Origin of the sequence: Dinoroseobacter sp. S124A, assembly GCF_049801015.1 — a bacterium.
In the GTDB taxonomy this organism is placed as follows: domain Bacteria; phylum Pseudomonadota; class Alphaproteobacteria; order Rhodobacterales; family Rhodobacteraceae; genus Dinoroseobacter.
Genome location: NZ_JBNAGD010000001.1, coordinates 327,265 through 339,055, shown reverse-complemented (window position 1 = coordinate 339,055; position 11,791 = coordinate 327,265). Strand labels below are relative to the sequence as shown.

At 62.7% G+C, this 11,791-nt stretch carries 9 protein-coding genes; 2 read left to right on the top strand and 7 right to left on the bottom strand.

All coding sequences use genetic code 11. From position 1 onward, the window contains the following. The first annotated feature begins 185 nt into the window (after positions 1-185). On the top strand, positions 186-902 hold the full coding sequence (locus tag ACP15I_RS01570; protein WP_424964721.1) for a hypothetical protein: 717 nt from the start codon (positions 186-188) through the stop codon (positions 900-902). A 65-nt stretch (positions 903-967) separates the two neighbouring features. After that, the gene (locus tag ACP15I_RS01565; protein ID WP_424964722.1) at positions 968-1,903 is read left to right on the top strand and encodes an alpha/beta hydrolase family esterase; all 936 of its coding nucleotides are present in this window, start codon (positions 968-970) and stop codon (positions 1,901-1,903) included. A gap of 84 nt (positions 1,904-1,987) precedes the next feature. Here the strand turns inward: ACP15I_RS01565 and ACP15I_RS01560 are convergent, their stop codons facing one another. The 7 genes from ACP15I_RS01560 to ACP15I_RS01530 all read right to left on the bottom strand — a co-directional run bounded on the left by ACP15I_RS01560 (position 1,988) and on the right by ACP15I_RS01530 (position 11,779). Next, a complete protein-coding gene (locus tag ACP15I_RS01560; RefSeq protein ID WP_424973628.1) occupies positions 1,988-3,772 on the bottom strand; it encodes an NAD-dependent epimerase/dehydratase family protein in 1,785 nt (594 codons plus the stop codon). A 24-nt stretch (positions 3,773-3,796) separates the two neighbouring features. Beyond that, positions 3,797-4,747 carry an NAD-dependent epimerase/dehydratase family protein gene (locus ACP15I_RS01555; protein WP_424973627.1) on the bottom strand — a complete coding sequence of 317 codons (951 nt, stop codon included), beginning with the start codon at positions 4,745-4,747 and terminating at the stop codon, positions 3,797-3,799. 81 nt (positions 4,748-4,828) lie between these two features. After that, complete coding sequence (locus ACP15I_RS01550) at positions 4,829-6,256, bottom strand: tetratricopeptide repeat protein (RefSeq protein ID WP_424973626.1); 1,428 nt, start codon at positions 6,254-6,256, stop codon at positions 4,829-4,831. 59 nt (positions 6,257-6,315) lie between these two features. Beyond that, positions 6,316-8,922 carry an NAD-dependent epimerase/dehydratase family protein gene (locus ACP15I_RS01545; RefSeq protein ID WP_424964726.1) on the bottom strand — a complete coding sequence of 869 codons (2,607 nt, stop codon included), beginning with the start codon at positions 8,920-8,922 and terminating at the stop codon, positions 6,316-6,318. A 26-nt stretch (positions 8,923-8,948) separates the two neighbouring features. Further along, entirely contained in the window at positions 8,949-9,866 is a 918-nt protein-coding gene (locus ACP15I_RS01540) for an alpha/beta fold hydrolase (protein WP_424973625.1), read from the bottom strand. Between the two features lie 4 nt (positions 9,867-9,870). Further along, a complete protein-coding gene (locus tag ACP15I_RS01535; protein ID WP_424973624.1) occupies positions 9,871-11,475 on the bottom strand; it encodes an alkaline phosphatase family protein in 1,605 nt (534 codons plus the stop codon). A 13-nt stretch (positions 11,476-11,488) separates the two neighbouring features. Next, positions 11,489-11,779 (bottom strand): acyl carrier protein, encoded by a 291-nt coding sequence (locus tag ACP15I_RS01530; RefSeq protein WP_424964729.1) that lies wholly within the window; start codon positions 11,777-11,779, stop codon positions 11,489-11,491. Positions 11,780-11,791: the final 12 nt, after the last annotated feature.

The window sequence follows — 11,791 nt, the reverse complement described above, 5'->3', positions numbered from 1 at the left end:
CGGGCCATGAAGAAGACTGCCAACAAGATACTGCTATTTGGTGTGCGCAGCGGTGTTTTTTCGCCTGCAAAACGACGCAGTTCGTGCAAATGCGTAGATCTTAAGCTAGAATTCACCCTAGGCTTGCGATGTAGTGATACATCCTAGTCCACACTCCCAGAGCTATTCAGCGACACAGGTCCCTCATGAGTCTCGAATTTATTTCCGAATGCGCCGCCGTTCAGTACGGCGATCCCGATCATCTTATCATCATGTTCAGTTCAAACGCCGCGGTGCGACGCAAGTCCTTCGACTTCAAGGATTATGCCCGCGACCTCCCGCAAACCTTTCTTTTCCTTCGAGAAACCAGCGTTCACACCGGATTCCATAACGGCATCCTCGGTCTGAGCAATGATCTCGACGAAACCGTCGAGTTCCTGCAGTATTTCATCAAGAAGATGGGGCCCAAGCGGGTGACCATGTTCGGTGCCTCCATCGGTGGCTATGCCGCTCTGATCTACGGGTATCTGGTGGGCTGCGATGACGTGATCACCGTTGGCACGGTGACCTTCGTCGACCCCAATACCCGTGACGCGCTCAATGGCGCGGGTGAGCGTGTGCCCGGTGCCATGGAAGGCATGGTCGAGTTCTATACCAGCCAGGGGATGGAGCCGCGCTATCTCGACGCCTGGCCGCTGATCGAGGCGAACCCGGACAAGGTGAAGGCCGTGCGTCTCTATTACACGCCGGAGGATGCGATCGATACGACGCAGAGCCTCCACGTGGCACGCCTGCCGAACATCAAGGCGATTCCCTGCCCCGGCACGACCCATCGCTATATTGGCGTCATGTTGATCAGAGACGGGACAATCGGGAACGATTTCGCCAATCCGGTGGAAGAGTTCGACGCCGCGCCGGCCTGACACTATCGGATAGCAAGGGGGTGTGGTGTAGGGTAACCTTGGTCAACGTTACACAAGGTATGATGATGCTCCGCACCACACTTCTCAGATACATATCCCTCAAGCTCAGTTGCATTGCCCTGCTCGCGGCAGTGGCCGTCACCACCGCACCAACGCCGGCAGAGGCGAAATTCGAGGTGGTCGAGCGGACGATCAAGGTTGGCAACCGGGAGCGGAGTTATCGCGCCTATGTTCCCGACCGTGTGCGCGCGGGGCGCGAAACCTCCGTGATCATCGCGTTCCACCCCGCGCTTGGCTCCGGCAAGGGCTTCGTCGATCAGGCAAATCTGCACCGGGCCTCCGGGGCGGAAGACTTCATCATTGTCTATCCCGAAGGGTTCCGCCGGACCTGGAATGGCGGCGATTGTTGCGGCCCGGCACAGCGGCGCAATATCGATGACCTCGGTTTCGTGAAAGCAATCTTCAAGGATCTGGAAAACTTCGGACCGATCAGCAAGAGCCGGAATTTCGCGGCCGGGTTTTCCAATGGCTGGGTCATGAGCCAGCAGGTCGCATGCCAGATGCCGGACCGGTTCCGCGGGATCGCCGGGGGCGGCGCCGTCAAACAGGATCTGGGCGGATGCGGGCGCGGATCGCCTGTCTCGGTTTTCATCATGCATGGGCTTGAAGACACGATTGCCCCCTATCAGGGCGGCAAAAGCTCGTTAAATAAAACCGGACGCGGCGCAGAGCTTCCCTCGGTCGGGCAGATGGCGAGTTTCTGGAAGGGCGCCAATGGCTGCGGCGGGAAATCGTCCAGCTCGCGCCTGAAAGGGGCCAGCTGCGAAAGCTACAAGAGCTGCTCTGGCGGGGCCGAGGTGACCGTTTGCGCCGTTCCGAATATGGGCCATTGGTGGCCCGGCCACGCCGGTGGAAAACGCGGCGAGAAGACATTCGGGCCCTCGCGCGGGGATCTGAACGGCGCGGGTGCGGCGATCAGCTTTTTCCGCTCGAAGCTCTGAGCCCAGATGCCATGGCGGCGGCCTCTGACGAGCCCGCCGCAGACCCGCGTCGGTCCTGACCGATGCAGGCGCGACGGCGCGCGGTCAGGCGTTTTGTTGCACTGCGGAAAGACCGGTCAGACGCGCGGCGTCTTCCCAGACCTGCCAGGCCGCGTCCTCGTCATAGGTGCGCGGCGCCGAGGACGCGATCGTCTCCATCTCCAGATAGAGACCCGTCTTTCCAGCGAAGTCTGGCGCCGAGGCCAAGGTCACGATGGCCATGGCGGATTCCTTGACCGATGTCGCGCGTTGTTGCGGCTGGTCCGGGATCTCGCCGTCACCGGCCGCCTCCGGCCGCGCCTCGCCGGGGTTGATCGCATTGACCGTGACGCTGCTATCCTCCAGCAACTGGGCCATCACATAGCTTGCCTGCAGGTTCTGAAACTTCGCCTCGGCATAGGCATCGGTGCCCTGAAAGGCCCCCTCCTCGGCAATGGCGCCCGTGGCGTCACGATGTTCATCGGAACTGACCATGACAACCCGCGCCGCATCGGCAGCCTGAAGGGGCGCGGCGAGAAGGTTCGACAACAGGAAGGGCGCAATATGGTGCAGGGCAACCGTCATCTCGAGCCCCTCCTCCGTCTCGCGCCGTGTGTTGAAGCGGCGATCTTCGCTATGGATCAGAATGTCGATCTTCGGGTGGCGCGCGGAGAGATCCATCGCCACATCGCGCAGCGCCTCGAGACTTGAGAGATCCGCTTCGAGAAAGGTCCCGGCGACCCCGTTAAACCCGGTTTCCACTTCTTGCATCAGGGCCTTGCCGCTCCGCGCATTGCTGTCGACCGCGGCGACAGTCGCGCCCAGACGCCCCAGAAGCAGCGTCGTCGCCCGTCCGACGCCGCGGGTTGCGCCCGTGATCACCACGACCTTGCCGGCCAGGGGCGTTTCCCCAAGTTCGAGCGCGCGGGACACGAAACCGCTCTTGCGTGGCAAAGCCTCCAGCAGACCTTCGGCCCCCAATTCGCGAATGACCGCTTGGACGGTTTGCGACAACGCGGGCCAGATGGGGTGTCTCGGTTTGAACCCGGTTTGATCGGTCAAAGCCTCGGTCGAGATCACCGCAACGGTCGGTTGATGAGCCGGGCGCAATGCGTCATGGGCCTCGGCCTCATTGGTCAGGATCCGGGCGAGACGCCCAAGTTCCTGATCCAGAACGCGATCGGAAAAAGCGACCGGCGCTGCCACGTTGAGGGCCATGCACTTGGTCGTATCCGCGCGGGCCACCGCAGTCAGAGCGGCGATGACATCGCGGCTCTCCACCGGTTGGAAGCGCCCGGGCGCGGCTGCATCCTCCACGAGGATGCCCCGCACGAAAGACAAGGCGGCAGGGTTCTCGGCGTGGAGGATCAAGGGCGCGCGCAGCATGGCCCAGTTCATCTCGCTCTTTGCCAAGCGTGCCTCGACCTCAAGGGTCAGCCGCGCTGACGCGGACAATTCGGAGGGCTCGCGCAGCGGAGCATCTTCGTCGAGGGTCCCGGCGACACCCTTGGGCGCCGCATAGATTTCCGTCGAGCCCAGAACCACGAGACGGATGCCGGGTGTCGCGTCAATCGCAGCAAACAGCTTGAACAACCGCCTGTCGCGCAGGGCGTCCGGGTCAGAGGGCGGCTCGGCAAGATCCACGGCCAGCACCAGCTCACACCCGTCCAGAAGCTTGGCAAACACATCCTTGCGGCTCGGCCAGGCCCGCCAGATCACCCGCGGATCATCGGCAAAGCGCGACGGCTCCTCGGACAGGGACAGTGCCGTAACGCCATGCCCGGCCGCGCGCAGCGCCGCGATCAACTGCTGGCCAAGAAAACTATCCGCCCCGGTGACAAGCACGTTCATCGTTGGTCACTCCCCTTCACGCGCTCAGTCGCCGATCAGATGCGGAGGCAATTTGATGCCCGCCGATGAATAGAATTCTAGACGGCCCAAAACCTCAGAAATGCAGGCTTTGACATCCATTCGCGCCGTCCAGCCCAAAGCGTGGAGCTTGGCCGGATCATACTTGCGCAGCCCGAGATTGTGACGCGCGGCCAGATCGCGAAATGGGTTATCTGTCTTGCCGACATTCATGATGTCCCAGGTCAGGGCCTGCACATCGTAAATCGTGATCGGCTCGTCATTGGCCACGAGGTAGCGCTGGTTCGCAGCCTTCGGATGCTCCCCCGCGAGCAACGCAGCAGAGGCCACATCCGAGCCATGCACCCATTGCATCGTGTCCCAGACCTGGCGCAGGGTGTCGAGCCCATCGGGCTGGCGCAACACGGCGATGACCATCTGCTCGATGAAGTGGCTCTTGCGCCCTGACACAAGCGTCGGACGCAGGATCGCATATTCGAGACCATGGGTCAGATGCGCCCGGGTCACCGCATCCTCGGCGGCCATCAGCGATTCCGAATGGGCAATCTGTTGCGCACCACCAAAGGGTTCGCGATGCGCCTCGTCGGTCACCGGCCATTGCCAGGGTTTCTCATGGGACGTGTAGACCACGCTGGAGGTACATAGGACGAAGCGTTTCACCTTGCCGATGGCATGATCGATGAGGTTTTGGGTCCCGTCTGCGTTTACATGCATCATGTGCTTGGCCGATTTCGCCGGGGGCGGACCGACCAAAGCGCAATGGTAGATAATGTCGATTTCGTCGACGGCTTCGGCCATGGCAGTCGGGTCCGACAGCTCCCCCATCACGATCTCGATCCGGTCGCGATAATTGATGCGGTGCATGCTGTCCGGCAGAGACAGGACCCGGACCTCGTGGTCCGTCTGCATCAGGGCTTCGAGCACGTATTGCCCGATGGCACCGGTTGGTCCGGTCACGAGTATGCGCACGCTGGGGTCTCTCCGGTGGGGTGTCGTTCCGGGCACGCGCGCGCCCGGAACGGTTGGTTTTCGTCTGGCTTAGTTCTGCGGAGCGCGGTTGCCGCGGCGGCGCTGGAGGATGTTGCGCATCACACCGCCATTGCCGCGACGGCCCTGGCCCTGGGGTGGCAGAACCTCTCCGGTGACGGCCGATCCGCCCGCGGTCTCGGCTGCCGCGCCGTTTTGTTGCTGGGCGCGCCTTTCCTGGATCCGAGCACGCAACCCGCCCGGCGCCTGGCCGTTCGCGTTGTTACCGTTGCGCTGCTGGGCGAGCCGCTGCAGCACCTGCTGGCGACGGTTCGCATTCGGACCTTCGCGGTTCTCCTGACGCTTGGCGCGACGGGCGCGGCGACGGGCGCGCGGATCTTCATCCTTGCGGGCTGCGACTTGCTCGGCGCGCTTGGCGGCAAACACATCCTTGTAGATCTGGATCAGCGCCGCGCCGGTCGCACCGGCATTGGCCGCCTTGGCCGCGTCGACCTCGGCCAGAAGCGTGTCGCCGCCCTGCCGCATGGCGGAAATAGCCGCGCGATAGGACTGTTCCGCGGATTCCCACTTCTCTTCTTCGACGAAGGCATCACCATAGAGGCGATGGACAAGGCTCGTGGTCTTGTTGCCCCGCGAACTGCGCGCCAGCAACGACCGTGCTTCGCTCAGCTTGTGCTGCGGGATCAGGCTTTGGACCAGCGCGATCCTTGCCAGTGCCCCCCGTTCGGCAGATGCCAGAGGACGCAGTACCGCTTCGGCGCCTTCGTAGTCCTCAGCGCGCAGCTTCATACGGCCCAGGGACATGGTCAGGCGGCGGTTGCCCGGCTGCCCTTCAAGCGCCTTCTCGAGGATCGAGATTGCCTCGGCCTTGTTGCCTTCGCGCATGCAAACATTGGCCAGTTGCACCGCGGTCCCAGTGTCCGACGGATTGGCGGCGAGCGCATGCTCGAGCTGCGCCTTGGCCTCATCCGCCTGGCTGTTCTGGCGCAGAAGCGCGGCGAGCTGACGCCGCACCCGCGCCGATTGCGGATCCACTTCCACGGCGGTCTTGAGAACCTCGATCGCTGCTTCGGGTTTCTTGTTCTGGCTGTGGAGGCGCGCCAGCCCCATCAGCGCGCGCATGTTGCGCGGGTCGACCTGCAAGGCCTTGTGGTAATTCGCCTCGGCATATTCGGAATTGCCGCCGCGCACACCGATCTGCGCCGCCATGAGGGCCGCGGTGGTATTGGTCGGCTCGATCTCCTGCACGCGCTCGACATAAGGGGCCGCCTCATCCAGGCGTTTTTCGCGGACCAGCGACACGCCATAGGCCAGCATCGCTCGAGTGTCCGACGGGTCCGCTTCCATCATCATCTGCAGCTCGGCGCGGGCCTCGTCATTGCGGCCCTCTTTCATCAGGCTGCGCACGTAATTCATCGCTTCGTTCTGGTCGCCTCCGACCTGCTGAACATTCGGGGTCCAATCTGGGGTTTGGGACATTGTCCTCACTCCTTCCTGTTTCGTTGAACGACTTCTGTCGCCCTTATCACTTCAAACAATCACTGCGCGCTGATGGCCGCGCCTCGGTCCTCGTTCGGCGCCGATTGCCCCGGCGCCGCCTCCTGATCTGTGCCGGTCCGCCCAGATGGGACGGGCCCGGTTTCCGCCAAGCGGGGCTTTTGCCCCGGGCGTGGCAGCTCGCCCTTGGATTGTGCCGCTTCAACGATAGCACGAAGTCCCTCGGCAAAGGGAACCGAAGGGTAGAACTTCAAATGTGTTTTTCCCTTTGAGATATCGTATTGCTGCACATACCGACGCCAGACGCGGGTCCGGTCCGGATCCATGTCGTCATTGGTCGCCCGCCCGATCGCGATCCGGGTCATGCGCCCGATATCACGATAGCTGACCACGTCCGGACCTGCGACCGTAAACGTGTCATTCTTTGCATCCGCCTCGAAACAGGCCCGCAGGATCGCCTCGGCCGCATCCGACACATGGACGAACTGGCGCGGAAACTTGCCCGCATCATCCTGCCCGAACTCAGGATCCGGGGCCTCGGCCCGGACCATCTGGTCGATCACCGGATCCCCGATCCCATAGACCAAGGCGAGCCGCAGGATCGCATGCTCGTACCCGAACTTCTTGCTGTAGAACCGGGTGAGATTTTCCCCCGCGATCTTGGTCATGCCGTAATCGGCCAGATCATTGCCCCCATCCACGCGCAAGGGCGCGCTCTCATGGATCGGCCATTCCTTTTCGATGAACTGGCTCTGGTAGCAGGCCACCGAGCTGCAGAATACGAATCGGTCGCAGGTCTCTTCGGCATTCACCGCACGCAACAGCTCATGGGTCTGGGCCACATTGACTTGCCGCAGCGTTTCATAGGACCCCGATGACGGCTGCTGATCCGACATGTGCAGCACGATCCGCGCGCCCTTGACGAAGGCCTCGCGCGTGCCGGGCGTGTCGAGCCCGCCCACCATGACCTGCAGTCCCGGCTCAGCCTTAAGCTTGTCAGCCCGGTCCTCGGAAACGAGCGCGCGCACCGAATAGCCCTTGGCCAGAAGCTTGGGCAAAACGTGCCGCCCGAGATAGCCATCCGCCCCGAGGATCGCCACATCGCAGCGCGCCTCCGGCGCTTCGGTGGCGACCGGCGCCGCACGCTCAGGCGCGGAATAGGGCTCGATCCCCGCATCCCCGAGCAGGATCTCGGTCCCGCCATCGGGGTTCTCGACATATTGCCACCCGGAGGCAAAGCGCGCGGGGCTCTTGCCACCAAACACATTCGCCGTGCCGACCGCGAGGCCATGGGGGGTCGAGACCATGGTGCGCCCCCCATAATTATAGGGGTTGTTCAGACCGTTGATCGTCACCGGCTGCCAGTTGACGCCATCCTTGGTCCGCCACAACTCAAAGCCGCCGCCAACCTCTGCCAGCTGTTCGAAGCTCACGGCGTCCACCAAGCGCTTCGCCGTCGGCGACGGACGGTGGGCGTATTGCAGGAAGACCGACCAGTCAAAGGTCGTCACATAGAGCCAGCCGTCATGGACGCACATGCGCCATGTGTAACCGGAAAAGATATTGTCGAAGCCCGGCGCGATCCCCGAGAGCGGGTATTTGAACCCGTCGGGCGTGTCCCGCGGCATGCCGATCAGCAGATCCCAACTGTCATCGGGCCAGATCCGGATAATCTCCCCCGCGCCCGGGCCCACCAGATTGGTGCGGTCATAGCCCCCGTTCTGGATCGACGAGCCCACATAGAGCGCGCCGTTGAACTCGACCATGCCCATGGCGATCTCCGAGAGCGGGCCGCGATAGGCCCCCTTCTCGATCACCCGGCGCCATTTCAGCGGGCCGTCGCCGCAAGGGGGCGTGGTCCAGACCTGGTAGCCCTCGTAATGGTTGAAGGTCCCGGCATAGAGCTGGTTATTCGCCTTCGACATCATGAAGATGCCGTTATTGGTCTTGTCGCCGAACCCCAGATCGCAGGCGACTTCCCAATTGCCCGGCTTGGGGTCATTCGACCGCTTCAGCACCCCGGTCCGGTTCGAGTTGAACTGGATCCCCTCGCCCGCGGGCGGCGCGTAGAGATAGCCGTCGAAATCCACCAGCTCGCGGAAGGTCGAAATGTTGTCATTGCCGATGCCGGGCTCGCAGGCCGGCTCGAAATTCAACCCGTCCTCAGACCGCAGCACATGGGCGGCACAGCCCCGCAGAACCGTGGACATGGTCGAAACATAGAGGTTGGGCTTGCTGTCGGATTTGCCCTGAAAGACGCGCATGCCGCGATAGCCGAGATCGCGCGGCGCTTCCTCTCCGGTCTTGCCCTCGATCAGAGGGGACCGATAGGCCAGTTCCCAACTGTCGCCTTCCGGCGTCCAGCGCCAGATCTGCCCCTGCATGTCCAGGTCGCGCACGTTGGGCGGCACATCCACCGGCCATGGATCCAGGGCGGGCGGATCGATCGGCGGGAAAAGGTTGAGCAGTTTGAAAGAGTTGCGGGTCATCCCGCAATAGAGCCGCCCCTCGAAATACTCCATCCCGTGGACATAGGCATTGGCCGGATCGCCGATCCCGTTCTTGGCCAGACGTCGGAAATTACCCGCGGTCAGCGCCGGGCCCGCATCCGGGTGGGGCTGACGTCCGCGGGGAACCTCATCGGTCACAGGTGCAGCAGCTTTCGTCGGCTTCGTCAAAATCTTGCTCGCTCGGTTTGTCTGCGGCGGAGGGGGCGGGCCGGGATCTCACCGGTATCGAGGGCGTGTAACAGGGCGTCGGGCTTCAGCAAGGGAAAGAAATGACCGGCATTGGGCACTGTGACGGTGGTCGTGTCCGGCATCAAGCGCTCCAGCCCGTCGCGTGTCTTGAGGTAGCGGGAGCGGGAGCCGTAGATCAGGTCCACCGGGCGGCGGACGAGGCGGATCTTCTCCTCTTCGAGGCCACGTTGATCATGCATTTCCTCATGGGCATTGGTCCGCGCCATCAATTCGCGCCAGCGCCGCATGGCCCGGGAGGGCCGTCGTTTCGCGCCCGTGCTGACCGGCATGGCAGACAAAACAGCCGCATCCCCGAACCCGCCGGGCTGGCCGTTCGCCCCATCGGCATCGGTCTCGAGAAGTTCCTCGAAAAACCCATGGGCGACGCGCGGGAGCTCGCCCTCGATCACGATACCACGGGCCCGCAAGCGTTTTTGCAACGCAGGCCAGGCACTGGTATCCGACAGCGGCGGCATGGCCTGCAAGGACGGCACCCAGGCATCCGCAAGGGTGAGGCGCCGGACCTTGGCGTCATCCAGCGTCGCAACCGCCAGTGCCACCGCGCCGCCGAAACTATGCCCGATCACATGGGCGTCCTGGATACCCAGATGCTCCATCAAGGCGATGACGTCCCCCGCAAGATCCACCGTGCGATAGCCCTCGTCCGACATGGCCGAGAACCCATGTCCGCGCAGATCGAGCGCGGTCACACGGCAGGTCTCCGCGAGTTTCGGGGCCACGCGGAACCACCAAAACGCGATGTTGCAGAACAACCCATGGATCAGCACCACATCGGGACCAGTCCCGACCTGCTGATAATGGATGGTCTGCCCGCGGAGGGACGCTCTGGGCATGGTTTTACAGATACCCCAGGGATTTCAGGCGTTCGCGGATCTGCTCCTCGGCATCTCCGGTCAGCGCGGCATCATCGGTTTCCCCGGCGGCGGCCTCATCGCTTTCGGTGTAGCGGATCGGGTTGTCCGATTTGTAGCCTTCGGCAAAGGCCTGCACGGCAACCTTGCCCTCCATATCCGACGGCACTTCGACCCCGCAGGAATAGAGCGCGGTGGGCGCCACATCGGCGATGAAGAGCGGATCTATCCGCGCGCCGGCCGCGATGCCGGGGCCCGTAGCCACGAAAATGCCGTCCGGATGGTGGGTGGCATAGGGAACACGCCGATCCTTGATCGGTTGGTCCGCGCGCAGCACGGACAGGAAGCTGAAATCATGAAGCTGCAGAGTCAGATCCGGGGCCCGGTCCGTCTGCGTGCCCGGGAAGGCATCCTCGCGCTTGAAGACCGACTTGATCACCGGCTTGCCCGTGTCGGGATCCTTGAAATCCAGCAGTTGCGCGATCAGCTCATCGCGGAATGCTTCATACTCCGCATCGGTCACTCCGGGATCGCCCGGGTTCGCCGCACGGCGGATGAAAATCGCATTGGAGGAAGAGCTCAGGGAGTAGGCCTTGGTGCTGGTCCAGTCGATCAGCGTGCTGGCCTCGGTATTCTCATCAAGGGCCACGCGGCCCTGATCATCCATCGGCGTCCCGTCATTCCAGGACAGAAGCCCGGCATGTTCGAGGAAGGTGTTGGCGTAGAAGATGCGCGTACCAGAGCGGGTAAAGCCATGATCAGAAACAATAAACACCTGCGCTTGCGGCCCGGCCTTGTCGATGATCTGCACGATGTAGTCATCCACATTGCGGAAATACTGCAGGACAAGCTCCCGCGCGGCCACGGAGTCCGGCGTCATGTAATCGTCTCGGGTCACCGGGTCGATGAGATGCCAGCACAGATGCTGGATCCGGTCGACGCCATCAAAGAGCACCGCCGTCAGTTCGGACGGCTCCTCCTCCATGAGCGTCAGGAGGATGTCCTGCCAGCGCTGCTCCCGCGTGATGTGGAATTCCACCCAATCGGTCAGCTGGTTCTCGGAGAGACCCTGCACCGCCTTGCGCTCATGCTGCCAATCTGTGGACATCTCGGAGGCCTTGAAGACACCCTTCGCCTTCAGCATCTTGAAGGTCTCGCGCGGATGGATCGCGCGGCCTAGATAGGACCAGGGCACATAACCCGGGATCACCACACCATCGATCGGCTTGGCCGGGAACATCACCGGATAGTTCAGCGTCGTCGCCCGCTTGCCCGCCGCACTGGCCAATTGCCAGATCGTGGGGACCTTCACATCGGCAGAGGTGGCGAGCGTATAGCTCGGCTTGGACCCTTCGCGGTCCACACGAATGAAGTCAAAGACCCCGTGATTGCCAGGCGATCGCCCGGTCATCAGCGTCGCCCAGGCAGGCGGCGTGAGCGGATGGATCGTCGAGGCGAGGATGCCGCGCGCGCCCTCCTCCATGATCCGGCCAAGATTTGGCATGATCCCGTCCGCCACCAGATGGTCGAGCATATCGTAGGTCGCGCCGTCGAGACCGATGATGACGGTTTGAATGGTCGTCTCTGACATATCCAGTCCTTCCTCAGGCGTTCTGCCGGGCGCTCAGCTCGACGACAGATTTTAGGATATCGTCTACGGACATATCCTTAAGAAGTCGGTCCTCTTCCCGCATCTTTCGGAAGAGTTGGTCGCCCAGGCCATAATTCTGCTGCAGCTCGGAGATCAGGTACACAAGGCTGATCGATTCCACGCCGAGGTCGAGCACCTTGCTCTCCGGTGTGAGCTCGATCTCATCCTCGCCCAGATCATCCGCAAGATCTTCGAAAATCTCCTGCATCACCTTGTAGGCGTCTTCATATGTTACGGCAGCCATGTCCTATTTCCT

Bases quoted from the DNA above. Each gene is read 5' to 3' on its own strand.
- ACP15I_RS01570 (WP_424964721.1), top strand. From the start codon at position 186: ATGAGTCTCGAATTTATTTCCGAATGCGCCGCCGTTCAGTACGGCGAT.
- ACP15I_RS01565 (WP_424964722.1), top strand. From the start codon at position 968: ATGCTCCGCACCACACTTCTCAGATACATATCCCTCAAGCTCAGTTGC.
- ACP15I_RS01560 (WP_424973628.1), bottom strand. From the start codon at position 3,772: ATGAACGTGCTTGTCACCGGGGCGGATAGTTTTCTTGGCCAGCAGTTG.
- ACP15I_RS01550 (WP_424973626.1), bottom strand. From the start codon at position 6,256: ATGTCCCAAACCCCAGATTGGACCCCGAATGTTCAGCAGGTCGGAGGC.
- ACP15I_RS01540 (WP_424973625.1), bottom strand. From the start codon at position 9,866: ATGCCCAGAGCGTCCCTCCGCGGGCAGACCATCCATTATCAGCAGGTC.
- ACP15I_RS01535 (WP_424973624.1), bottom strand. From the start codon at position 11,475: ATGTCAGAGACGACCATTCAAACCGTCATCATCGGTCTCGACGGCGCG.
- ACP15I_RS01530 (WP_424964729.1), bottom strand. From the start codon at position 11,779: ATGGCTGCCGTAACATATGAAGACGCCTACAAGGTGATGCAGGAGATT.